The sequence below is a fragment of the Niabella aquatica genome (assembly GCF_054779315.1).
The window spans coordinates 160217-184577 of record NZ_BAAGYM010000015.1 but is presented as its reverse complement, the minus strand read 5'-3'; the positions used below and the strand labels follow the sequence as shown (position 1 = coordinate 184577).

Here is a 24361-nt window from a genome sequence, read left to right as displayed (position 1 = left end):
ATATTTGGGGTATTTTCTGGATTTATTCTCAGGATCAAGAGTTTTTTTGGAGCTTCAAAAGCATATAATCTGTGAGGAAGTAGCCACCTGTTTTTTGACTGCCCTTGAACTCAACCAGCGGCCTAATTTTCTGCATGTCCCTTTTTATGGTCACTTTAGATACTTTGAACATCTCCGTCAGTTCGCTTATCCGAAGTCCCGGATGATCCTGTAGTTGCAGTATTATTTGTGCCAGGCGTTTTTTTACAGTATCATTTACAGTATCATTTACAGTATCATTTACAGTATCATTTACAGTATCATCAGTTATAATAGTTTTCCCGACAGGCAGAGGGATAAGGGTTTTAAATGTTCCGCCTTCTATAAATACCGCTTTACCTTTACCCGCATACTCCTTTGTAAAACGGTTGGTGGTTAATATACCGGAGCCCAATTCCTCTACCCGGCCCAGCTGAATAAAAAATTTGGCGATCAGCGGATTTTTAGGGAAAGGGACAAAATTAGTGGGGTCAATAGGGCCTTCACCATGGGGGTTATTGGCATTTTCAGTTTCCACCCGGTCGGCATAAATAACAAAAGTGGCAGGTGCCGCACTGGTGTATTCCCGGTGAATGATGAGATTAGCCACAATTTCCCTGAATATGGTAGTGCGCAGGTTTATTCTCCGGTCACCTTCCAGGTAAAACTTATCGGGCAAATGGCGGTTCACAAAATCCATCAACAAGCCATAGGCATCAATAAGGTTGGTTTGAATATATAACCGGTCATCATAACGTTCAACATTATTAATTTTTACCAGCGCATCAATCTTAAAATGAGGTATGATCTGCTGAATAACATCATCCCTACCCAACAGTAAAGCAGCGGCCAACGTAAATCCTTCCTGACCACTCAGGTAATCTTTTTTCCAAAGACCGGAAATTTCCATCATTTGCCCATCGTCCAAAGCCAGCCATGGGTGAGCAGGGTTATTGCTGCGGATGAGGTTGCGGATTTTAGTAAACAGCTCCGGTTTAAAATCTTTCATCTGCAAAGCAGGGTAAATAATCCCTTCAGTATAATGATTGCGCTTACGGTTAGCGATTTCGGCTATCCGGTGTGGCTGCTCTACTTTAAAATCGCCATCATTACTACGGTCATAAATGATTTTCCCGGTTTTATGTACCTGAGAGCTTGCCGGTACCTGGATATGAACCACCTTCCGGTCATTGATGTCATATACCTGCGGGAAGAGAATAAACGGAGGATCCAACTTTTGTGGGTTATTGGAAAGGTTCACCAGGTCTGTTACTATTTTGGAAACAGTATTTTCATTTACGCCCACAACATTCCCATTATCGTCAACGCCTAAAAGGATATCACCTCCTTCCCGATTCAACATGGCGCAGATGGTTTCAAACAGGTTGCCGGGCAAAGCGGTGGCTGCCTCCTTAAATTCAAGGCGGATATTTTCTTTTTCTTTCAGTAGCCGTTTTATTCGCTCGGGGTTCATAACTACATCTCGTTCTTTTTACAGATGGCTAAAAGTATAGCTTTTACTGGTAATAGTTTAAATCAGCCTGATCAAACATAACTTTTTAGTCAAAATCAACCAATGCTTTCATTCTTTCCTTTTTAGTTTCAATGTCAAAACCGGCCAGATAATTTTGAGTGGTTTTTATATCGGAGTGGCCGAGGCTCTCAGATATAAATTCTACGTTAGCGCCGCTCCTTAATAGAATTGTAGAAAAAGAATGCCGGGCAACATAGGTGGTAACAGGAATGCTAATGCCCAACTCTGTTGCTATCAGTTTCATGTGCTTATTTGTAACATGGGTAAACTGCTGCACTTTCTTTTTAAACAAGGCGGGATCATCTTCCGCAGCAGCAATATCAAACACAAAAGCATCGTCAATTTTAGGGGTGGTTCCCCAGTCATCCAGTATTTGATCAATAATTTCGTTCCTGATAATAACAATTGGTTTTGCAGCTTTGCGGCTGGTTCTGCGCGTTTTCCCTCGTGAAAACAAAATACTATCATTCTGCACTGTCCGCCATTTCAGCGCCGCAATATCCATCATATTGATGCCGTTAGCCAAATAGGTGAATTTCCAAAAATCGAGCGACCGGCGTTTAAAATGGTCGTTTAGGGCAACCTGGTATTCAAATATTTTCCGGATGGCTTCCTTATTCAAAGCACGTTTATTTGAATTACCCTCCGGGATCTGGTATTTCCCTTTTCCGAAAGGATAACTTTTTTCGTTGAATTGTTTATCTGCAATGGCTTTATTGATAACAGCCCTTACTGTTCTCATATAAATTCCAATTGTGGTATTGCTATTTGAATTGCCGTACATCCATTTTTCATAATCCTTTAAGAAGTTAACCGTTACATTAATCAGCTTGCACCCCGGACGGAATTTTTCAAGGGAAACAATGGTTGTTTCATAAATAATGGCGTTTCCAACGCGTCCATCGGCCCTCATGTCTTTGATTATGGATTCAAATATAGATTTCAAAGATTCATATTTTACCGGCTTTTCAAAAAAATCATCCTGGAATGCTGAGAATGAAAACGGGATAAGGCCGTTGGCTATTTTTTCTGCCCTGGCTTCAATTAGCGATAGTTCATTACGCAGGGATTTGAGCTTTCCTTTAGCCTCCATACTGTTTAATTGTTCCCATTCCATTTTTGTAACAGCGAAGGAGGTTCCGTAATACCTTCTTTGTCCTTTCCAGGTTATTTTTAATTTTAGCGGGTATTTGTCGTCTTTCATTACCCGCCGGTAATCGGGTACCACTTGCAGCAGGATTTTTTGTTCTTTCATCAGTTTGCTTTTTATATTTTTAATGGTCTGATGGAACTTCGCATACAATCATTTCTCTGTGTGAGAAAAATTTATCATGCTACGTTTCATAGCTAAAAATTTGAGACATGTTTTTCAAAAAGTGAATAAAAATGACTCAATGCTAAGATAAAGACAAATCCTTCAAAACCCAATACTGAAAAGGGTTTCAGGCAGTAACTGAATGTGAATAACAATAACTGAAAAGATAATTTTAGCGGCTGTTAATCAGAGGGTCGCTGGTTCAAGTCCAGCAGGGGAGCGAGCATGACAAAATGGTTCCGGTCATAATATTTTCCTTCGTATTCCAAAATTTTCAGCAAACCCATCTCTACATGCCAAAGACTCAGTTCCAGGGCATAAGATATAATATGGGATGGCAGTTCAAACACTTTTTTTCTTTTACTCTGATTTGAATGAACAACTGCATTTCTAAGTGATACAATGAAATGTGGTCCGTCAATATGTTTTTCTCTATAATTTAACCTTTTAAAATCAGAACTCATATAGTCTGGAATTTCAAGGTTTACATTACAGTTAGAAAGGATAAGCCGAATCTTATTTTCAGCAGCCAACCTTTTTACATCATCCCCAAGAATGATCTTCTTATTCTCAACAACCCACCAGTTAAAAATTAGCTCTAATGCTGTTTGAGCCATAATTAAGGCTCCTTCAGGAAAGCCATAATTGGTATTGGCTTCTACGTACCAGCGAATAAGATAGGTTAAAAAGCTTCTATCGTCTGGAATGGACCATAGTTTTAAAAAATTGGCCCAGGCTTTATTCAGATCAAGGTGTGAATACTTAGGACCCCAATTTTCTACTGACTGATATGGCGCGGGATTCATATTCCCGTAATGTCTCCATACAATTTCTTTATCTTTTAATCCGAAAATGAACATTGGCCTTAACCGCCTACCGTTCAGAAAGCTAAGAAAATACCCCAAGCTATAACAAAGCTCTGTAACTTGTTTTGTTGACTTGGGCTTTTGGAAATTGATTTCTCCAGTGCAAAGAATAGCATAACCGCCTTGGGCTTTGAGCTTCTTTACCCTTTCTCTGTAATTTTTATGTTTATCAATGATGATCTCATGATCATCTGTTTTCAATTTGAACCGATAATCTCCAATACTGGTGTCGGTTTTCACATTATTTCCCCGAAATTCGTAGTGATTGGGAATAGAAAATGATACCTTATCAACTTTACTTTATTCTACTGAAGAACTAATACTGATGATTCATTCATCACTTATTGTTTAAAACCGGATAAAAAGTATACGGTTGAATGGAGCGTTAGCTTTACCCTGTATCCGCAGCATCGGCGAAACTAATTTTTGCACCTTAATCTCTTTAGTTCTTTTCTAAGGGTTTGTTTTTCTGTTTTAGATTTGGTTAGTAAAATAGCCTGCTCGTAATGCTCCATCGCTTTTGCAACGTTTGTATCTGAATGCAGATAGCCTAACAGTTCGTGATAATAACTGTTGTCAGCCAGATTTATTTTTTCGGCTTCCGCAATGGCTTTTTTGTGCCCGTACACTTTGGCAAAGGCAAAAGTTCTGTTTAGGGCTATCACTGGCGAGTATTCCATTAAAATAAGCTGATTATAAAGCTGTAAAATATGTTGCCATTTGTTTGGGTCTGTTGGTGTGGCCGGCAGTCCGGGCAGGCAGGTGTGCCAATAGGCAATACCCGCCTCTAAATGATATTTTGAAACTTCATTTCCTGTACAGGCATTTATCAAATAATAGTTTCCCCTTTCAATAAGCGATTTATCCCACAGGCTTCTATCCTGTTCATCAAACAAAGCGGCTTCGCCTTTATCGTTTGTTCTTGCTTCTAATCGTGAGCTCTGAAAACACATCAAGGCAAGCAAAGCGTTAACCTGCGGTATATTGGTCAATGGGTTTTCTGTTAACAGCAGTGTGAGCCTTACTGCTTCGGAACAAAAGTCTTTTCTGATCTGCTGGTTGTTGGTTTTGGAAAAATAACCCTCACTGAACAGTAAATACAATGTTTTTAAAACAGCGTCTAATCTTGATTTTATTTCAGCTTCGCTTAATTTTTTGATTTGAAAATTATCATTTCGAAGATGGATCTTTGCCCTGTGCAGTCGTTTTTTAATAGCTTCGGATTTTGCCAAAAAAGCGTTGGCGATTTCTTCCACGCTAAAACCGCAAAGGATTTGAAGCGCCAGGCAAATTTGTGCTTCGGTTGGATTTGCAGGGTTGCAAACCGCAAAAATCATGGCTAACTGACTGTCAAAAATATATTGATGGTCAAACTCAAAATGCTTTTCGCCTTCTGTTTCGCTTGGTTTTATGGCTTCTTTGATTTGCGTTTCAAAAACAGCGATATGCTTAAAATGATCTTTGGTTTTGTTTTTGGCGACTGTGTAAAGCCAGGCTGCCGGATTTTCGGGAACGCCATTGATTGCCCAATGTTCGCATGCTTTTAAAAATGTATCGCTGGCAATATCTTCGGCTATTTCAATATGCTGTAAACCAAAATGACGGCATAAAACAGCCGTCATTTTAGCGTATTCCTGTCGGAATAAGTGAGGTAAAAGCTCTTTATGTGATTTTATTTTGGTCAATAAATTTTGAATTACTTAGCTTACAATTACGTTGATCATTTTTTACTGCTTTTATGTGTTAATAGGTTAATCGTAGCTCTATTTGTTTCTTTCACAAAGAAACGCCTAACGCCCCAACTTTCATCCGTTATTTCATAAACTATGTCAATGTTTTGCTGTTTCGCTTTTTCATATAATTTGTCAACATCAGCAACTTCGATAGACAAAAATATCGCATCATTATTAAGGTATTCTTTTTTATCATTTCTGAAAATTGAAATCTGGGCAGAATGATTTTCAGTTGATGCGAAAGTTAGCATCCATCCTAAGTCCATAACCAATTCCATTTCTAGAAAGTCAATATAAAATGTCTTACTTTTTTCAATGTCATCAGAATAAATGTTCGGGACAATTCTGAATATTTCCGTTTTCATAATGCGATTTTATAACATAATACCTATAGTGCAATTATTAAAGAAAACGAATAGCTGATATGCTATGTTTTATATTTTAATTTTTTTCTTCCTGCTGTTCTTCCAATACCGCTTTAGAGCAGCAGGGCGCTGCCCCCTTTCAAGAATAGGTATAAAGGAGGGGGACAGTTAAACAATAATGTGCTATGGGTAATATAACGTGCCAAAATATACAAATCTCTCAAACAGGAGTGTTGCTGTAAAAACTCTTTGTGATTTCGTATTAATCACGCTTTAAGACCTCTCTCACTTCAATACTTCCGCCAACCTGATCAAAAATCGGGTTGGCTTTAGCTATTGCTACCGCTTCATCAATGGTATCCGCTTTTACCACAATGTAACCGCTGATAAATTCTTTGATTTCGGTGTATGGTCCGTCCGTTACCACATTACCAGGCTTTACCGTTTTGGCACTTCCCGGAATGGGTAAAAGCGTGTTACCCTTGTCCACCAGCTTGTTTTGTGCTGCAATGCCCGCCAGCCAATTCATTCTTTCCTGCATTTGTTCCGGCGTTGGTTTAAAATCGCCCATGTCTTTTAACCTGAAGATTAACGCAAATTCTTTCATCTGTTTAAAATTTATTGTTCATCTAATAACGATTGAGATGGCAGAACAGGGACAAGGTTGGTGATTTTTTTATCCTGAGCTGTAAATTAAAATTAATTTTAACTGCGCAACAATTGCACAAACATTCCAACACGGTCATTGTTGTCTGCCTGTTGGTACAACAATAATATTCCGATTCAGGAAAATTCAGCAATAGCTCATTCGCCGTAATAATTTTGCTCCATTGGCGCTTTATTTTAAAAATCGGATGATTTTCGGTCCCCCTTTTTCATCATTTGCTTTCTTTAATATGGGCATAGTATTCTTCTTTCAAACGTTCAATTCTATCTTTCAGCTCATTTTTAAGTTTGCCCGGAAATGTTTTGAGTTTTTTAAGCTGAAATGAAAGAACGACAGCGTACACTCCAGTAAAAATGAAAGACATGGCTGTTAAAACGACCAGGGAAATACCTGTGAAAATTGGATTTGAAATAAGCAGGAAAGAAAAAATAACTCCCAAAATGCTTAAAACAGCTAGGTTTCCCCATTGCATCACACCATAGTTTTTGAGGTCAAAGGCAAATCCCAAACCCTGAAACGACCGGAACAATAAGCTGAAACCTACGAAAAACGGGAGCGTTGTGGCGGCAATTTCGGGTCTGGCTACCAGCACTATACCAACCAGGAAACTGAAAATACCACTTGTAAGATACCAGCCCCATCCTTCGAGCTCTTTCCGGTTTTGAATGGAAAATATGATTTCCAATGCTCCCGAGAACAAGAAGGATAAGCTGAATAAAATCGTCAGCGAATAATACGTAGCAGCAGGTACAGAGAAAAGATAAGCACCCATTAAAATGAATAAAACGCCGATAATAGCAGGCAAATACCAGTATTTTACGGTATTGCGGACTGTTTTTAAAAATGTTGCCATAATTGTAAAATTTTAGAACTCTATTTAATCAAAAAAGTTATATATGAACGTTGATCAAATTAGTACGAACTTATGGGTTGGCGTACGCCTGCCACATTAAAAATTTCATTTAGCCGTATGGCCGTTATTCCATCAGGTTGCAAATGCAAAGCATTAATCATGGCTTTGGCTAAAACACTTGTGGGTAAAGGCTTAAATCTTTTGAAAAGGCCTAAGGACGTAACCATTTTAAGGATCTTTCCGCTCAATGCTTCTCCGAAGCGCCTGGTGTTTTTGCGTTCGAGCAGCCCCGGGCGTAAAATGACGATCCTTTTAAAACGGAGCTTTTTTACAGCGTTTTCCAATTCACCTTTAAGCTTGTTGTAGAAAATAGCAGACCCGGCATCCGCGCCATAAGCAGAAATCAGCACATAATCATCCACTTTATTTTCACTGGCGGCTTTGGCAAAATTATACTGGTAATCGTAGTCCACTTTTCGCTGTGCAGCTTTGCTGCCTGCTGCTTTAAGCGTTGTTCCCATACAGGAAAATGCCACCGTGCCTTTTACGAGGTGCTCCCAATCCTGAGGACGTTCAAAATCAATTACGTGTATTTTGAGCTTTTGGTGTAATTGTTCAAAATGTTTGCGCACGAAAATATGCACCTCCTCAAAGGATTTATTTTCCAATAATTGATGTACCAGGTCTTTTCCGGTTGCGCCGGTTGCGCCGATAACTAAAGCAATCATATTTTTTTCGAATTTATCCGGATATATTTTTTAATTATGATCCTAAATTATACGTTCAATATTTTGAGCAAATTATTTCGGCGATGGACCAAGATCGTTGAGATGCGGAAATATTCCTTATCCAAGCTCTTTGCGGAACCTTATATCTTCGTCCGTATCGGAGTACGTCTGATTTATACAGCCAGGTTATGCTGCGTTTTCCACAAATTTACAATTATAGAAATTTTTTTCCAGAGCAGCAATGAAATCGCTTAATCATTAACCTATGACCTGGTTGAATTTTCAGCAATAAGTTCATAAAGGTCTGTTGCCCCGCCGTTAAACCGTTCTCCGTTAACAAAGAACGTAGGCGTTCCGTTTACACCGCTTATAGCTCCTGTTTCAAAATCGTGCGCTATTTTTCCCCTGGTGTTTTCGCTTTGCGCATCTTTTAAAAATCGTTCTATATCTAGCTGGAGCTTTTCGGCAGCCTTCTTCAGCAGCTGGCTACTAAGCGCTTCCTGGTTGGCAAAGATCATATCGTGCATTTCCCAATATTTGCCTTGTAAAGCGGCAGCTTCCGCAGCTTCCGCAGCAGCTTGAGCCATTGGGTGTACATCTGCCAGCGGGAAATTGCGGAAGGTTAGTGAAACGGCGCTTCCAAAATCATGTAACAGCTTTTCCACGACAGGCTCTGCCTGCCCGCAATGAGAGCACTGAAAATCTCCGTATTCTACAATCTGTACCTGTGGATTTTTTGCGCCTCTTGTATGATCCTTAGCTGAAATGGCTTCTTTCAAATGCGGCATAATATTTTTTTGGTGATATTAATCTTTATTCATTGTATCCAGGGCTTCCAAAATTCCGTCCGCCCCGGGATTTTCGCTGTCGGGAGAGCGATAGCTCCAGACAATGGTCCTGTTTTTATCGATCACGAAAAGGGCACGGCTGTTGTGTCCCTCTTTATGGTCATATACGCCGTATGCTCTGGCTACACTGCCTTTCGGCTCAAAATCTGCCAGCAAAGGCAAGGTCAGTTTCCTGTTATCTGCAAAGGCCTTGTGGCAAAACATACTGTCTACGGATATGCCGATTACCACAGCATCCCGTCGTTCAAATAAGGAGTGCATCTCGTTATACAATGCAATCTGGTCACTGCATACCGGGCTCCAGTCAAAAGGATAAAAAGCCAGAACGACATTTTTTTTGTCGGTATAATCACCCAGGGAGATTTTTCTTCCCGATTGGTCAGTCAACGAGAAATCGGGCGCTTTTGTGTTGGAAGCTAACATAAATTATATTTTTATCGGTTATAACTATTATTTATTACAGCATTCGGGTGGTATCAGCGTCCACATGTAAATTCTTGATGGAGGGTTTTTCATTCACGTGATTTTTACAAAAACTTCAGCCGCTTTTTCCGGATCGCCATGCTAATTTTTTTTGAGCGCTGCAAAACAGTGCATACGCTCCTTATCAAGGTTGTGCTCCGGAATTTCATTTCAGGAGTAGCTAAAGAAGACTTGGCCAAAAAGTTCATACGGAAACCTCCTCACTAAACAGCAGTAACTTTTATGCCAAATTCTTCAATATCCCTGGATAAGGGTTCAGATAACTGAATTACTGCGCTTTTATTTGCATACCGGCCGAATCAATCTGTGAAATCACAGGCGGCTCCGAATCTTCGATACATTCGATTGCAAAGGTCGATTTGTCTTGTTCCAAACCATTTTAAATATAGCGTGCGTACCTAAAAAATCTGACGGGAATACATTTAGCACTTATTTTATACCTATAGTCATCATCTTAGGGCATAAAAACGGGGTACTTTTCAGTCAATTTGGAGGCAGCGAGCAGTCGCTCTTTTTCATTTTATCCTCAGTATCGGGTTCCAGGTCCGGGGCGATGCCTGAAAGTCCTGTTAATCCTAACGCATACGGAATAGTAAAACCTGCTTCCTGCATTTCTGCCTCAATTTCTGTATCGGTATGAAAATATGCCATGTCGAATGCTGAGGGTTGTGATCGATACTGCCTTACACCGTTGAGCGTCGTAATACTCCTGATTGAATATCATGCCGGAACTAGGCGCATATTGAAGGCCTGCCAGCCATTTGGAATAATGTCCCAGCCACCGGATATTTTTTAAAATAACACGACGGATATATTCTTCTTCCAGGGATACCACAAGCGCTTTGCAACTGGCGTCTTCATCCGGTTACAGAATTTGTCTGATAATGAATTGGTATATAAAGGTGACAATTTGCCTGACAATGCTTCTGGCATTTCAAAGAACCTGACCTGCGGTTATTGATGCTTCACTGTGACATCGCGGGCATTAATTTTTGATGAGCCTTAACGCATATTCAATCAGCTCATTGGTAAAACTCAGATTTCTGAGGTTGCTGAAACCGTCTATTTACCTTAAATGTGCTTTGTAAAATAAGCCTTTACCTCGAAAACTTCCAGTAATCGAAGTACAAAATATTGGAGGGTGCTTTACCTTTAAAAACAAAATACACATCATGTACCCCTTTTATTTTGTTTTCGAGCTGGATGTTTGAAACCGCCCACCTGTCATTACCTCCGGTCATAGGCACTTTTAACGTTCCTGCCAGCGGGCCATTAAGACTGTCGAGTCTAACTTCCATAGTTATACCACCGTTATGGGTGGTGCCCGCTCTTGCAGCAAAAGCAGCCGCTCCATCAGCGCCAAAGTCAACATTTTTAACGCTGCTGTAAGCACCGTTTCTTGTTGCGGTGATAAAGACGCCTACCTTTTGATTTTGCGCGGCTTTTACCCCTTCCGACCAGGATATGGTTTCGGCCTGTACCAGCTGGTATGGATTGAGGGTAGCAATGCCTTTTGTAATGCCGTTGGTCATTTGAAAGGGCGTTAGTGATCCATCCTTATTAAACTTTAATTCTTCCACACAAACAGAGCGGGTAAAGCCGCTGCCGCCTGGCAAAGCCCCGTTATGATAAAAAAAGTAAGTTTTGCCCCTGAAATCAATCACACCCGGGTGATTGGTGAAAGATTTACCTTCAGCCGGCATTACAATACCCCCATACGTCCACGGGCCCTGCGGGCTTTTACTGGTGGAGTAACCGATAAATTCAGGCAAAGGTCCTCCCGGCCAGAAAAGATAATAAAGACTGTTGCGCTTATACAGCCATGGACCTTCTTCATATTTTGTTGGCCGTTCGGGGTTCCCCTCTCTTTTGCCAAATGAGGCTGCTGTCATGGGCACTTCTATAATATCCCCCGAATACGATATCATATCCTCATTCAGTTTTACATATTTTAATTTTGGATTACCCCAGTACATGTGTGCCTGGCCATCATCATCTATAAAAATTGTGGGATCAATATCGCCCCATTCACTTTGTACCAAAGGCTTGCCCAAGGGATCATGGAAAGGGCCAAAGGGGCTATCTCCTACAGCTACACCAATAGCGCCGCGGTTATTGGTTTTTGAAATCATGGGCACGTATAAATAAAATTTACCGTTTTTTTCAACACATTGCGCCGCCCATGCATCGCCTTTGCCCCACTCAAAGTCGGAGTAGGAAAGAATCACACCATGATCGGTCCAGTTCACCATGTCATTGGTGGAATATACTTTCCAGTTATTCATGGTAAACCAGGTAGACTCGTCTTCATCATGAGTAGTATATACATACACCCGGTTATTGTAAACCATAGGTGCCGGATCTGCAGTGTACATGGTTTGTATAATGGGGTTTTGCGCACCCGCGCTCATTGCACCGATGCACGTAAGTGCCATGAGGTAATTTCGTTTCTTTGAAAAAATCATTGTTGAATACTTTAAAATGTTGCGTTTATAGTTTATTGGCCAGCCATCTGCCCTTGCTTTACGTCTTTATAGCTTATTTAATTTGAATGGTTACTGAGCTTAGATCTTTATCAGCTGAACTATTGCCATACAATATTTCATAAGTCCCGGTTTTTACGAGCATTTCCCCGTAATCCGTGTCAAAAAAAGAAAAAGAATGATAAGGAATATTTACAGATACATTAACGGTTTTGCCGGCTGCCACCTCAACTCTCTGGTATGCTTTTAATGTTTTTAGCGGTCCGTTTTTATCACCCTGTTTTTTTACATATACCTGCACCACTTCGGTGCCACTGCGTTTGCCGGCATTGGTTACAGGAATAGTCAACCGTAAATCCTCACCTTTTTCAACCTGTGTGGCACTTGCTTGTGCTTTGCCTATAACAAACCTTGTGTAGCTTAATCCATAACCAAACTGGAAAAGAGGATCGGCCATATAGCGGTAAGTGCGGCCTTTCATGGAGTAATCCTCAAAATCACCCAGCTGGCTAAGATCTTTATAAAAGGTAACCGGCAATTTACCTGACGGGTTATAAGCTCCGAATAATACGGATGCTACTGCCTGCCCGCCAGCTTCCCCGCCATACCAGGCCTGCAATATCGCGTCGCAGCTTTTTGTTTCAGGTACCAGCGCAATGGCCGATCCGGAGCAGTTTACAAAAATCACTTTTTTACCTGCTGCTTTCAAAGCCTTCAGGCAATTACGCTGCACCAGCGGCAACTCTATATCTGTACGATCCCCGTCTTTAAAGCCAGGGTAAGACACCGGCATTTCTTCTCCTTCAAGTAAAGTAGATAAACCTCCGGCGAATACCACCGTTTCAACTTCTTTCAACTTATCAACCAGGGCAGTGAAGTCGATATCTTTTTCTTTTCCGAAATCAAATTCAAGGTTTGCCTGCCAGTTGTTTAATTGTACATATCTGACCGCTATTCTATACCTCGATCCCTTTACTACCTTAAATGGCATTTTAGAGGGAAGAGAACGCCAGTTGCTATACCTCACCATTACGCTGTCATTTACCACTAATTCAAAGCTGCCTGTGGCTGCATATTTAAAAACCAGCTCTTCGGTTTGTGGTGCGGTAAACTCCGTTTCATATAAGGCTGAAAAACCCTCCAGCTTTACCCCGTGTGCAAACTCATGCTGCCCGGCAGTGGTAAGCTTTACAGGACTGGGATGTTGCTGCACTGCAACGCCATCGCCGTTAAACTCCCTGTTGTTCCAATAAGTAGCTTTTACACCTGGTTTACCATCCTTTGCCGCAATGCTGAAGTAGCTGTTGGTTACCTTATCTTCTACCAGGTCGCAGGCCTTATCATACACAACCCTGTTTTTACCGAGTACAGACTGTATGCCATTAAGTATCGTAATGGTGCGAATGGGCGTACCGTTATAATTGCCCCATAGCACAGGTTCATTATCGGCATTGGGCCCCACAACAGCAATTTTCTTAATTCCCTTTTGCAGGGGCAGCGCATTATTTTTATTCTGCAACAGTGTCATCGACTGCAAAGCCATGTCAAGTGCCAGTTTTCGATGGGCATCATTATTAATGACAGACGCGGGTATGTTTGCCCAGGGTACAAGGGTATCCTCATCAAAATCACCCAGTTCAAATCTTCCTGTTAATACCCGCAACAATGCTTTATCGATATCCTGCTCCTGCACCAGCCCGCGGGATACGGCCTCGGTTAGTTTTTCGAACGGGTATTCTGCCCAAACACATTCCACATCTGTGCCTGCCAGTGCTGCTTTTGAAGCGGCGTGTACCGCATCTGATGAAACCTTGTGTGTTGTAAAAAAGTCGGTAACGGCACCGCAATCGGATACTACCAGATGCTTATACCCCCACTGTTCCCTTAAAATGCGCTGCAACAACCTTGAATTACCGCAACAGGGCTCATCATCCAGCCGCTGGTAAGCGCACATTACCTGGCGCACATCGGCTTCCTGTACCAGCGATTGAAATGCAGGTAAATACGTTTCCCAAAGGTCGCGTGGATTGACGTTGTTCAGGTTAAGAGAATGCCTGCTCCATTCAGGACCGGAATGAACTGCAAAGTGTTTGGCGCAAGCCAATAGCTTACGGTACTTCGCATCCTGCGGCCCCTGTAATCCTTTTACTACTGCTACACCCATACGAGATGTAAGGTAGGGATCTTCGCCATAAGTTTCCTGGCCACGGCCCCAACGCGGATCGCGAAAAATATTGACATTGGGTGTCCATACCGACAGGCTGAGAAAACGCCGGTTTTCCTGCCCTCTTCTTAAGGCCTGGTGATATTTGGCCCGGGCTTCATCAGACACTGCATTAAATATTTTATATACCAGTTCATCATTAAACGACGCCGCCATACCTACCGGCTCGGGGAACACCGTAACGCTATCATTGTTCGCAAATCCATGCAGGGCTTCGCTCCACCAATTAAACTTACGGATCCCTAAACGGGGTATAGCAGGAGACTGATCTAACATTAACGACACTTTTTCCTGTAATGTAAGACGAGTGATCAGATCCCTGGCACGATCTTCAAAGGAAAGCCGTGGATTTTTGTAAGCTTCCTGTGCCATGGCGCAGGAAGCTGCAAATGTAATTATAGCGGTAAAAAATAATTTATGCAAAAACATATAGCGGAATGCCATAACCCAAAAAATTTTAAAATACCGAAAACTATTTTTTGAACATCCAATAATCGAAATTAAACAGCTCCCGTCCCGCAGTAAGGTTCTCGCCCTTAAACACCAGGTACACATCATGAACACCTGTTACGGGTGTGAGCACCGTTTCCGTAAAAGTCTTCCAGTGCTGCCATCCACCAGTGCGCGGCACTTTAACAGCAGCCAGCTTCAATCCACCAATGCTATCCACCCGCACTTCAAGGATGCCGCCATCAAGTCCTGCAGCAATAGCTGCAGAAAAGCTCTTTGGAGCAGTGTTGCCAAAATCTACCGCACGTATTTTTATATACCCTCCCGAACGAATCCCTGAAACATAAACACCGGTTTTTGCCGTTTCTGAGGTGGTACATTTTTCTGCCCAGGCAATGGTCTCTGCTTCTACCCGGTTATAAGGGTTGAGCGTACCCGCAGGCTCAACCCCTTCTTTTGTCATTGCAACCTGTGGTATAGTGCCGTCAGGATTATAATGAAATGTTTCTATTGCAGAAGAACGGCCATAGCTTCCGCCGCCTTTTAATAAACCTGTATGGTAAAACAGATAAGACCTTCCCCTGAAATCGATAATGCCTCCGTGATTAGTAAAGCTATTCGTAGGCTGATCCACCATAATTTTTCCCTGGTACTTCCAGGGACCTGCAGGGCCATTACTAATAGCATAAGATAAAGTTTCTTTGCCCTTGTCCATACCCGCAAACATCTGGTAATAGATGCCATTGCGCTTGTAGAACCAGGGGCCTTCCACATACATATCTTTGTTAGGTTCGGCTGGTGAAGCTGCCTGGGCGTTATTGTTGTTACGCGGGCGCCGCACGCCACCAAAAGATGCTATGCTTTGCGGAACTTCGACAATGCCGCCGGAATAAGAAAGCATATCCTTATTCAGCTTTACATAGTACAGGCTTCCATTACCCCAATACAGGTAGGCCTGACCATCATCGTCGATATATGCCGTGGGATCGATATTGGACCAGCTTCCGGTAGTGATCAATGGCTTACCTAATGCATCTTTAAAAGGCCCGGTTGGGCTGTCGGCCACTGCAACTCCAATAGCCATATTATTATCTACCGTTTGAGCACATACATACCAGTAAAATTTACCATTACGCGCTACACATTGCGCGGCCCAGGCCCTGTCCCTTGCCCACGAAAACGATTCTAATGCAATGGGCACACCATGGTCTGTCCAGTTTACCATGTCTTCGGAAGAATACACCCGCCACCTGGTCATATAATAAAAATCGTAGCCAGGTATATCATCGCCCGTATACATATATACGCGGTCTTTGTAAACCATAGGCGCCGGATCGGGCGTATAATTTGTTTGTACTACGGGGTTCTGTGCTGTTAATATACCTGTCGTCAATAGCAACGCTATCGTGCTAAAAAAAGGTATCATTTTTTTCATACTCTGTATATTGGTTTGCATTAACATGTTTTATTATGAATAAGCTTATCCTTTGACCTGTATCTGTTTGCCTTTATACAGGATATTTTTGGGAGCAGTTGATGCTCCGGAAACATCCCTGGCATTGAAGAAAATAACTTTAAAAAATCTCGTTTTTAGCTGTCCGTTGAAGCTTCCCTTCGATGCGCCTATCGTTAGTGTATTAGATAAATCGTTCCATTGAAAGCGGATAGTAGAATACTTTCCTTTTTCATAATTGTAATTATCTCCCTCATCTTCATATAGCTCAAAATACCCACTGGCGCCTTTATAAACCCGGATCTCCAGCGTGTCATTTGTCTTTTCGGAAGTATATTGCATGACACTTCCCATTGGCAAAATGGCCCCTGCTTTTACAAAAACAGGAATCTTATCCTGGGGTGCCGGGGTTTTTATAGTCTGCCCACCATAAAAATATTTACCCGTCCAGAAATCAAACCATCCCGAAGCTTTAGGTAGGTATACATCCCATTCTGACACCCCTCCTTCTGTAACGGGAGCTACTAACAAAAATTTTCCAAACATATACTGATATCCCTGGGCTATTGCTTTTGCGTCCTCTTTAAAATCCATGATTAAGGGTCTTAATATTGTAGATCCCTTGCTGGACACCTGCCAGCCCATTGAATAGATATAAGGTATTAACCGGTAACGGGTGTTGAGCATGCTGCGCATATTCGTTTCAGCTACATCGCCATATTTCCAGGGTTCTGTTTCGGTTTGGTAGCCATGCATCCGGAAAATAGTATTGAATGTGCTCCATTGAAACCAGCGGGTTAAAATGTCATGATAGCCCTTATCGGTATATTGTCCACGACCCGGACGAAAGAAGCCCCCGATATCAGTAGTCCAGTAAGGCATCCCTGTGAGCGAAAAATTGAGCCCCGCAACGATCTGGCGTTTGTAAACGTCCCAGTCCCAGCCAATATCGCCACTCCAGTTAATAGTGCCGAAACGCTGCTGACCAGCAAATGCAGAACGGGTGAGGATGGTTACCCGCTTGCCGGTATCCGTTTGTCGCTGCCCCTCATATACAGCCTTACTCACGAAAAGAGGGTACGTTAAGCGATAAAAATCACCTGGCCCATAGTAGGTTTGTTTACCTGCCAGCGCATCGTTTTCAGGCTCGGTGGCATCCATCCACCAGGAGTCTACTCCGTACCTAAATAAGTTATGGTTAAGCGCATTCCAATGTGTTTTGCGGGTTTCTGGATTATAAATATCAATCCATGGGCTATTAGATATGTATAAATTTTTATCAATATAGGGCTTAGCCACTTCCGATTTCTTATCCAGGTTTTCCCAGACAGATACAGAAAACTTCGCATTAAGATCATGTAATTTTTTTATGAATAATTCGGGATCCGGATAATGGGTTTCGTCAAATTTGGGTACTCCCCAGCCATATTTACCCCAGTATTGCCAGTCCTGCACGATTACGTCTACAGGAAGGTTTCTTTTTCTAAATTCTTCAACAGTTTGTACCAGATGTTTATCGGATGTATAACGCTCCCGGCATTGCCAAAAACCATAGGCCCATAAAGGTAACATAGGCACCTGGCCCGAAAGGCCCCGATAATTACCAATTACTTCATCGGCGTCCTTACCCCAAAACACCACGTAATCGAGTGCTTTGGCATTTACCGATCGGAAAACGGTTTCGTTGCCTGCCAATTTCCATGATAGCTTGGGCGTATTACTGGCTTTACAAATAATCTGTACCGTATGGCTGCCGGCCTTTAAGGGTATTATTTTACTTGCCGCAGGTGGCAGCCACTGGTTTGACTGATCGATATGAGGAATGCCATCAACAACCAACAAATGCCTGCTTTCCATATTGCCCAGGTCAAGCATCATTGTGTAATCTCCATCTTGATCAACAGTAAAAGACCCTTTGTATGCTGCCTGCTGGCGCGATACGCGCTGGGTGCCGGTAGTAGTGGTCACTTCCACGAACCCTTTATCGCCAGAAGAAGAATCCTGCTTTTCTAAGGTCACCAACTGATCGGCCGGATTGAATTCGGTAAGACCATATTGATGCCACAACAGGCCATATCCTTTGCTGGAATAAAGAAAAGGTACGGCTATTTGCGAATTGACCTGCGTCAGCTTACGCGATATATTACGCAGGTTAAAATGACCATCCTGGAACTGCCCAAGTCCAAAAAGCGATTCATCCGCTGGAGAAAGAAAAGATTGTTCCGCTACATAACAGGGTTGACCTTTTACCATACCAGGCTTTAAAAACCGACTACCGGCCTTTTCACTTAAAAAAACCTTACCCATCTTGTCGGCAAATGTTATGACTGCATCTTTTTTATTAAACAGCACAGAAATAGCATTGGTACTCAATTTCAACATTTGCGGAGTTTCGGAAAACTTCACCGCCGGAACTGAAGGCTTGTGTATCAGAATGAATTCCCTTTCTTCTTTTAATTCTTTTTGCCATTGTATTCTTATGGCTTTATCGGTAATAGGTATAATAGATAATACTCCATTTGATAGCTGAACTGACAATGTTCCATTTCGCATGGTATGTGTTTTGTAAGACTGTGCTAACAAAACAAAAGGGCCGCACAATACCGCTGCAAGCAAGGCAGCCATTTTAAAATAAAAAGCTTTAGATTTAATCATTTTGTCACACAAGTTTTACTCAAATACATCGCTACATGATGCTCATAGCATAAAACATTACCGGGCAGGCTTGTAAAATAAACTGGCCTAAATTCAGAATACAGGACTTTACTATATACTTCTATTAATAAAGTATTACAACGGTATTATGGATGCAGCAAAACCACCCCTTCGCAGCATTTTTACATGAATAGATGAGGTGTGGTCAACAACCGAATACGTAGTCACTAATTCCTTATCATGTCTACCATCGGCAATTAATGTAAGCCTGTATTTTATACCCTGCTCCAAAAAATCAAGTTTAATACTTTTCTGCTTCTCCCGCCCTTCCGCGTTAATAGCACCAATATACCAGTTACGATCTCTTTTCCTGGCTAACGAAATATCCTTACCTGGATAGCCTTCTATTAGTTTGATATCGTGCCAGGCCACAGGTACATTTTTAAGAAAGGACCTGGCCGCATCCGGCAGTTCGTAATAGCCTTCGGGCCGGTCTGCCAGGTGCTGGAGAGCCGACTCAAACAGTACGGATAAGGCCAGTTCATGCCCATAGGAAGTGGTATGCGGGAACTGGGAATTGGTAAACGTGACCGGCGTATAATCCATTGCGCCTACCACATTACGTGTGAAGGGCAGTATCGTGTTGTGCTCCGGCGCCGCATTTGTAAAATCAGGACCATTATTATACCACTCTGCACCTCTTACTGCTTCATAAGTCATTAAGTTCGGGTACGTCCGCGCCCATCCCCGAGGAACGAGGCATCCATGAAAATAAACCATCATTTCGAATTGGGCAGCATCCTCCAGTATATCCAGGTAGTACTGGATCATATTTTGCTTTTCGCTTTCAAAAAAGTCTATTTTAACACCCGCAACACCCAGCTTTTTGAGCCTGGTAAATTCAGCTACCCTGTTCTCATGTGTCAGCATCCGGTCTTTGGGAGTGGCTCCTACCCAGGTATGCGCTCCGCCTGAGTTGTACCACATCAGCGGTTTTACGCCTTTCGAATGTATATATTTTAAAGCATCTTCCAGGTTCCCGCCATTGCCCATAGCATCCCATTCCCAATCCAGCAGGGTATAAGGCCAGTTCATTTCAGCAGCAAGATCAGCAAAAGCACAAACCGTTTTAAAATCCCGGGTACCATGGTTATCTGACCAGTAATTCCAGGAAACCAGGCCGGGCTTTATCCAACCGGTATTGGCTATTTTAGACGGAGATGCCACGTCGTCAACCAGGGTAGAATTTACCACATCAGAAAGCGCTCCCATTATGATCACTCTCCACGGCGATTGCCAGGGAAGTGTTACCGTTGGCAACGATGCTCCGCTACCTCTGCCGTCTTTGGGATCAGGGAAGGTGATTTTGTACTTTGATCTGTCTGCCGTATTACTCAGCTTGGAACCGCAATAACTCCTATTTACATCAGATTCGTGCAATAAAAACCAACAGGAACTGTCTTTTGTGCTAAACAACGCAGGATAACACCATTCATCCTGTCGAACTTTATCGCTATTCATGGCCGTGTACAATCCTTCATTGGCAGGATTCCATTTCTCCATCCAGCGATTCGTTTCAGGAGTTATCGAATAAGCAGTTAACTCATCGTTTACAGTGTAAGCGCCTTGCTTACCGTTAAGCTCATAACGAAAAGTAACTCCATCATTATAAGCACGCACTACCACACTCAGTTTCTGTTTCAGCTTATTTTCAAAAGATAAAATTACCTGATGAGCTGCATTACTGCGCTCCAGCCTTTTGCCGTGCGTGACTGTGTATTTTTCATTTACCAAGGCAGGTTTTGTTGCTTTTACAAAACGAAGGCCCCGGGAAAAATCCATATTGTTCAAAACCAGTCCTAAATCAACTGCAGGTATTGCCCGTGTTACTTTCTCACCATCCCGGTAATCTATTTGCAAACTCCACATATCATCCGCTATTTCTGCGGGCGCAATAGTGCTGACTATTATTTTTTGATTGGGCGAGACAATGACGGGCGGTTGCGATGGTGTTTCGTAGTTCTGTAAAACGTTATTTTGCTGAGCTTTTAAACAAATCACTGCAACCCATATGCACAGTGTAAGCAACGGTATCGATCTTCGTATCATGTAATAGTTAATTTTATCATGCAACGGGTAATCATCTGCGCTATATTGCCTGCGGTTTATCAAGCAACACTATACCGCTTTAAATATTTATTTGCCTGCCGCTTTAAATTTGTAATACAACACTCCATGCACGGGGATCTCCAATGATAACGCCTCTTTGCCGGTATCTATCCTGGCAATGTCTTTCTGCCGCCAAAGATCGCGTACTACCTGTTTTCCTTTGATCTTCAACTTTTCAAAATCCTTATAAGATATGTTGATCTTATCTCTCCCAAAGTTGGTAAAGGCTACGGCCTTGCTTCCATCTTCCAGTTCCTTTACATATATACGTAGTTCCCCGATGGTTTGCAGACAGGTGCCCTGGCGTCCCAATGCGTCCTGGTTTACAGCAATCACTTCATCATTTGTTAAAAGATTTAAGGTAAAGGCATCCAGCTTTTCAAGATCGCAGCCAATCAGCAATGGTGCTGAGAAAATACTCCACAAGCTGATATGCAGGTATTGCTCATCGGGCTTCAGGCGGCTGGGATGCGCATTTCCCCATCCCACAGTACCTACTACCAGCATGTCCGGATCATTCCAGTTCCCCGGCTTTGTCCAGGCCGCTGCCTTATCCTGTGCCAATGCAATACTTCTCACGCTCGACCAGCTATCGGTAATGTCGTTTGTAGTGCGCCATAGCTGACCACCTACCGAGTCGCCCCATTTCCATACATCTCCCATGCCATACTGGCAAAGGCTATATACTATATCACGCTGTTGCTGCAAGAGATAATCGCCCATTATTTTAAAAGGTTTGATGCCATGCACCGGGTCGCCACCACCCTGAAAAGCCAGGGAAGGAACCTTATTGGAATCATTGTCAGGTAAGCCATTCAGTACACCACCGTAGCTGCACCAATCATATTTTAAGTAATCAAACCCCCAGCGGGAATAGCTTTCTGCATCCTGCCTTTCGAAACCATAGCTGCCGGCGCAGCCGCCGCAGGTCCATGGCCCGGGAGAAGAATAGATCCCCGCCTTAAGACCGTTGGCATGCAGATAATCCGTAAGCCCTTTCATATCAGGGAATTTGGAGTTAGGAAGGATATATCCCTGCTCGTCGCGCATTTTCCCTTTAAATGCCGGGTCTTTGGAGTCCCGGTTGTGTTGCCAGGAATCATCAATATTAATATAGCTCCAGCCATGATTGATCAGGCCACTTTTAATAAGCGCATCTGCAGCTTTTTTCACTTTATTTGCCGAAACTTCATGCCCAAAGCAGTTCCAGCTATTCCAGCCCATTGGCGGCGTCAGTGCAATTTTGTCACCACATTCAATCCGCAGCTTTTTGGTAGTTTTCCCTTTTGCATTTTTTGCGGTAAGCAATACATTAAAAGTTCCTTTCTGGTTGATTTTACCGGTAATAATCCCTGTCCTGGAATCCAGCTGTAAACCCCTGGGAAGATTTGCAGCTGAAAATGCCATTGGCCTGTCGCCTGTTGCCGGTATCCGGAACAGGAAGGGTGACCCCGGACGTACGCCGAACACAGGCGCCGCATTGATACGGGGCGTGGCAGGCGCTGCGGGTGTAAGAATATAGGGCTCGGACGCTACCGGATTGAACGTGGCAAAGGTAGTAACCCCTGTTGCATCGAATACGGCATCTACCCAATTGGCATGGTCATAATAAGGCCCGTTGCCTCCATCGGTAACCACTAATTCCAGTTTATCAATACCCGCTAATGATACCGATACCGGTTTGGCCGCATCTCCTAAGCGCATCACACCGCTCGACCATATTTTTTTATCGTCAGCATAAATTTCAAATTCAACGGCGGGTTTTTGTCCTTTCATCTCATCATCTAAGCCCACTAATGCTGAAAATTGAGCCGCCCTGCCATTAAGTTTTATAAATAACGAGCTTTCTGCATGGGTTCCAAATCCTCTTTCAAAGGTTTTACCTGCTATAGTGAGTGGCCTGCCGTCAACGGATTTGTTAATCCCCGGTTTGCCGTGACCTTGTGTAGCCACACTTAAATCCAACTGATCCAGCCACACCTTATTTTGTGCGTAAATATTATTGCCTGTCAGTATCAATAACACTGCTATGAATAATAATAACCACTGCTTTTCAAAAAATTTTACCATAATCATTATTTCACTTTTAAATAAATACGAATGCTACTATTCATTAAATTGCCACCAGTCAAAATAGAAAAGATCTTTATTTCCTTTAAAAACAAAATACAGATCATGTATGCCCTTAGCAGACTTTAGCGGCGTTTTAATAGTCTTCCAGATATCACCTTCTCCCGAGCCGGTAACATTTACCACACCCAGTAACGGACCGCCTGTACTTCCGGTACGCACTTCTATCTTACCCCCGTAAAGCGCTGCTACCGAAACGTCGAGGGATTTTACTCCTCTGGAAAAATCTACGCCCTGCACCTTAATATAGTCGCCATTATTAATGGAGGTGACAATAATACGGTCAGCGATTTTTCTGCCCCTGTTATAGGGTTGATTCCGCTCCCATTCGGTGACCATTTCCGTTTTTAGCCCTTCACTGTAGGCCATTGTTTCTGCTTCTACCTTATTGTAGGGATTAAGGGTGCCGACTCTTTTGGCACCTTCGGAGGTCCAGAAAGGGAGTTGCTGAATTGTCCCATCTGCATTGTAGGTAAGCTCGGTTACACAAACAGAACGGCGCTCATGGTGTTTGCTCATGGTTTGCCAGAGGATAGCATAATTAAAGCCAAATATATAAGACTTGCCTTTATAATCAATAATGCCCGGATGGTTACCACTGGAACGCTGATCGCCATCCATAATCATTCCGCCATACTCCCAGGGGCCGATGGCTGATTTACCTATGGCATAACCAATTCCCTCCGGACAGCAGGTAGACGCGTAGGCCATGTAATACTTCCCGTTTTTTTTCCAGGCCCAGGGACCTTCCTGGTAATGAAAACGATCGCGCGTTCCTTGTATCTTGGCAAATGAAGTGTCTTTAATAATATCACCTGAAATAGAAATCATATCCTCGTTCAGCTTCGCATACCAAAGATTGGGATTGCCCCAATACAGGTATGCCTGGCCATCGTCATCGATCAAGACAGTGGGGTCAATATCTTCCACCGAATTTTTTATAAGCGGTTTACCAATAGGATCTTTAAAAGGCCCGTACGGACTGTCGGATACCAGTACTCCTATTCCCATAGCATTGGGCATAGGACAGTAAAGATAAAACTTGCCATTACGTGCTACGCATTGCGGCGCCCAGGCGCCATTATCGGTGTTTACCCATTTAAAATCCTTTAACGATGCAACCACGCCGTGATCCGTCCAGTTCACCATATCAGTAGAGGTATACAGCAGCCAATCCTTCATTTTAAATCCAAAAGCATCGTCTTCATCATGGCTGGTATATAAGTACACCGTATCGTTATATACCATCGGTGCCGGATCGGCTGTGTACCTGGTTTGAATAATAGGGTTCTGTGCCCGGACTATATGTCCAAATACTAATAGCAAGGGGATGCTTAAAAAGCTCATTCTATTCATTACTATAAATGATTATTGGTTAAGGGGTGCC

The 24361-nt window shown here is 42.7% G+C and carries 18 protein-coding genes; all 18 read right to left on the bottom strand.

Translation table 11 applies throughout. The features are described from left to right. Positions 1 to 34 precede the first annotated feature (34 nt). The 18 genes from ACYVBM_RS13270 to ACYVBM_RS13185 all read right to left on the bottom strand — a co-directional run bounded on the left by ACYVBM_RS13270 (position 35) and on the right by ACYVBM_RS13185 (position 24330). Positions 35 to 1492, bottom strand: coding sequence for an RNA-binding domain-containing protein (locus ACYVBM_RS13270; protein ID WP_460686154.1), 1458 nt, complete (start codon positions 1490 to 1492; stop codon positions 35 to 37). Positions 1493 to 1577: 85 nt separating this feature from the next. After that, positions 1578 to 2807: a tyrosine-type recombinase/integrase gene (locus ACYVBM_RS13265; RefSeq protein ID WP_460686153.1), complete on the bottom strand. Its 1230-nt coding sequence runs from the start codon at positions 2805 to 2807 to the stop codon at positions 1578 to 1580. A gap of 242 nt (positions 2808 to 3049) precedes the next feature. Then, entirely contained in the window at positions 3050 to 3934 is an 885-nt protein-coding gene (locus tag ACYVBM_RS13260; protein WP_460686152.1) for a hypothetical protein, read from the bottom strand. A gap of 218 nt (positions 3935 to 4152) precedes the next feature. Next, positions 4153 to 5418 (bottom strand): RNA polymerase sigma factor, encoded by a 1266-nt coding sequence (locus tag ACYVBM_RS13255; RefSeq protein WP_460686151.1) that lies wholly within the window; start codon positions 5416 to 5418, stop codon positions 4153 to 4155. Positions 5419 to 5453: 35 nt separating this feature from the next. Continuing rightward, on the bottom strand, positions 5454 to 5831 hold the full coding sequence (locus ACYVBM_RS13250; RefSeq protein WP_460686150.1) for a VOC family protein: 378 nt from the start codon (positions 5829 to 5831) through the stop codon (positions 5454 to 5456). A 262-nt stretch (positions 5832 to 6093) separates the two neighbouring features. Further along, positions 6094 to 6438 (bottom strand): YciI family protein, encoded by a 345-nt coding sequence (locus ACYVBM_RS13245; RefSeq protein ID WP_460686149.1) that lies wholly within the window; start codon positions 6436 to 6438, stop codon positions 6094 to 6096. Positions 6439 to 6709: 271 nt separating this feature from the next. Then, positions 6710 to 7351: an HdeD family acid-resistance protein gene (locus tag ACYVBM_RS13240; RefSeq protein WP_460686148.1), complete on the bottom strand. Its 642-nt coding sequence runs from the start codon at positions 7349 to 7351 to the stop codon at positions 6710 to 6712. Between the two features lie 59 nt (positions 7352 to 7410). After that, the gene (locus tag ACYVBM_RS13235) at positions 7411 to 8079 is read right to left on the bottom strand and encodes an NAD(P)H-binding protein (protein ID WP_460686147.1); all 669 of its coding nucleotides are present in this window, start codon (positions 8077 to 8079) and stop codon (positions 7411 to 7413) included. 263 nt (positions 8080 to 8342) lie between these two features. Beyond that, entirely contained in the window at positions 8343 to 8867 is a 525-nt protein-coding gene (locus tag ACYVBM_RS13230; RefSeq protein WP_460686146.1) for a DsbA family protein, read from the bottom strand. A gap of 18 nt (positions 8868 to 8885) precedes the next feature. Continuing rightward, positions 8886 to 9350, bottom strand: a complete 465-nt coding sequence (locus ACYVBM_RS13225; protein ID WP_460686145.1) for a peroxiredoxin — start codon at positions 9348 to 9350, stop codon at positions 8886 to 8888. Positions 9351 to 9893: 543 nt separating this feature from the next. Further along, positions 9894 to 10061, bottom strand: a complete 168-nt coding sequence (locus tag ACYVBM_RS13220; protein WP_460686144.1) for a hypothetical protein — start codon at positions 10059 to 10061, stop codon at positions 9894 to 9896. Positions 10062 to 10507: 446 nt separating this feature from the next. Next, positions 10508 to 11845, bottom strand: a complete 1338-nt coding sequence (locus tag ACYVBM_RS13215) for a glycoside hydrolase family 43 protein (protein WP_460686143.1) — start codon at positions 11843 to 11845, stop codon at positions 10508 to 10510. Positions 11846 to 11948: 103 nt separating this feature from the next. Beyond that, positions 11949 to 14561, bottom strand: coding sequence for a xylan 1,4-beta-xylosidase (gene xyl3A / locus ACYVBM_RS13210; protein ID WP_460686142.1), 2613 nt, complete (start codon positions 14559 to 14561; stop codon positions 11949 to 11951). A 28-nt stretch (positions 14562 to 14589) separates the two neighbouring features. Further along, positions 14590 to 16002 carry a glycoside hydrolase family 43 protein gene (locus tag ACYVBM_RS13205; protein WP_460686141.1) on the bottom strand — a complete coding sequence of 471 codons (1413 nt, stop codon included), beginning with the start codon at positions 16000 to 16002 and terminating at the stop codon, positions 14590 to 14592. Between the two features lie 45 nt (positions 16003 to 16047). Next, positions 16048 to 18675 (bottom strand): glycoside hydrolase family 31 protein, encoded by a 2628-nt coding sequence (locus ACYVBM_RS13200; protein WP_460686140.1) that lies wholly within the window; start codon positions 18673 to 18675, stop codon positions 16048 to 16050. A gap of 135 nt (positions 18676 to 18810) precedes the next feature. Next, entirely contained in the window at positions 18811 to 20784 is a 1974-nt protein-coding gene (locus ACYVBM_RS13195) for a glycoside hydrolase family 97 protein (RefSeq protein WP_460686139.1), read from the bottom strand. Between the two features lie 87 nt (positions 20785 to 20871). Continuing rightward, positions 20872 to 22914: an NPCBM/NEW2 domain-containing protein gene (locus ACYVBM_RS13190; RefSeq protein ID WP_460686138.1), complete on the bottom strand. Its 2043-nt coding sequence runs from the start codon at positions 22912 to 22914 to the stop codon at positions 20872 to 20874. Between the two features lie 36 nt (positions 22915 to 22950). Continuing rightward, on the bottom strand, positions 22951 to 24330 hold the full coding sequence (locus tag ACYVBM_RS13185) for a glycoside hydrolase family 43 protein (protein WP_460686137.1): 1380 nt from the start codon (positions 24328 to 24330) through the stop codon (positions 22951 to 22953). Between the last annotated feature and the right edge of the window lie 31 nt (positions 24331 to 24361).

Bases quoted from the DNA above. Each gene is read 5' to 3' on its own strand.
- ACYVBM_RS13185 (WP_460686137.1), bottom strand. From the start codon at position 24,330: ATGAATAGAATGAGCTTTTTAAGCATCCCCTTGCTATTAGTATTTGGA.
- ACYVBM_RS13205 (WP_460686141.1), bottom strand. From the start codon at position 16,002: ATGAAAAAAATGATACCTTTTTTTAGCACGATAGCGTTGCTATTGACG.
- ACYVBM_RS13200 (WP_460686140.1), bottom strand. From the start codon at position 18,675: ATGATTAAATCTAAAGCTTTTTATTTTAAAATGGCTGCCTTGCTTGCA.
- ACYVBM_RS13230 (WP_460686146.1), bottom strand. From the start codon at position 8,867: ATGCCGCATTTGAAAGAAGCCATTTCAGCTAAGGATCATACAAGAGGC.
- ACYVBM_RS13190 (WP_460686138.1), bottom strand. From the start codon at position 22,914: ATGGTAAAATTTTTTGAAAAGCAGTGGTTATTATTATTCATAGCAGTG.
- ACYVBM_RS13245 (WP_460686149.1), bottom strand. From the start codon at position 6,438: ATGAAAGAATTTGCGTTAATCTTCAGGTTAAAAGACATGGGCGATTTT.
- ACYVBM_RS13265 (WP_460686153.1), bottom strand. From the start codon at position 2,807: ATGAAAGAACAAAAAATCCTGCTGCAAGTGGTACCCGATTACCGGCGG.
- ACYVBM_RS13240 (WP_460686148.1), bottom strand. From the start codon at position 7,351: ATGGCAACATTTTTAAAAACAGTCCGCAATACCGTAAAATACTGGTAT.
- ACYVBM_RS13220 (WP_460686144.1), bottom strand. From the start codon at position 10,061: ATGGCATATTTTCATACCGATACAGAAATTGAGGCAGAAATGCAGGAA.
- ACYVBM_RS13225 (WP_460686145.1), bottom strand. From the start codon at position 9,350: ATGTTAGCTTCCAACACAAAAGCGCCCGATTTCTCGTTGACTGACCAA.
- ACYVBM_RS13235 (WP_460686147.1), bottom strand. From the start codon at position 8,079: ATGATTGCTTTAGTTATCGGCGCAACCGGCGCAACCGGAAAAGACCTG.
- xyl3A (WP_460686142.1), bottom strand. From the start codon at position 14,561: ATGGCATTCCGCTATATGTTTTTGCATAAATTATTTTTTACCGCTATA.
- ACYVBM_RS13270 (WP_460686154.1), bottom strand. From the start codon at position 1,492: ATGAACCCCGAGCGAATAAAACGGCTACTGAAAGAAAAAGAAAATATC.
- ACYVBM_RS13250 (WP_460686150.1), bottom strand. From the start codon at position 5,831: ATGAAAACGGAAATATTCAGAATTGTCCCGAACATTTATTCTGATGAC.
- ACYVBM_RS13195 (WP_460686139.1), bottom strand. From the start codon at position 20,784: ATGATACGAAGATCGATACCGTTGCTTACACTGTGCATATGGGTTGCA.
- ACYVBM_RS13215 (WP_460686143.1), bottom strand. From the start codon at position 11,845: ATGGCACTTACGTGCATCGGTGCAATGAGCGCGGGTGCGCAAAACCCC.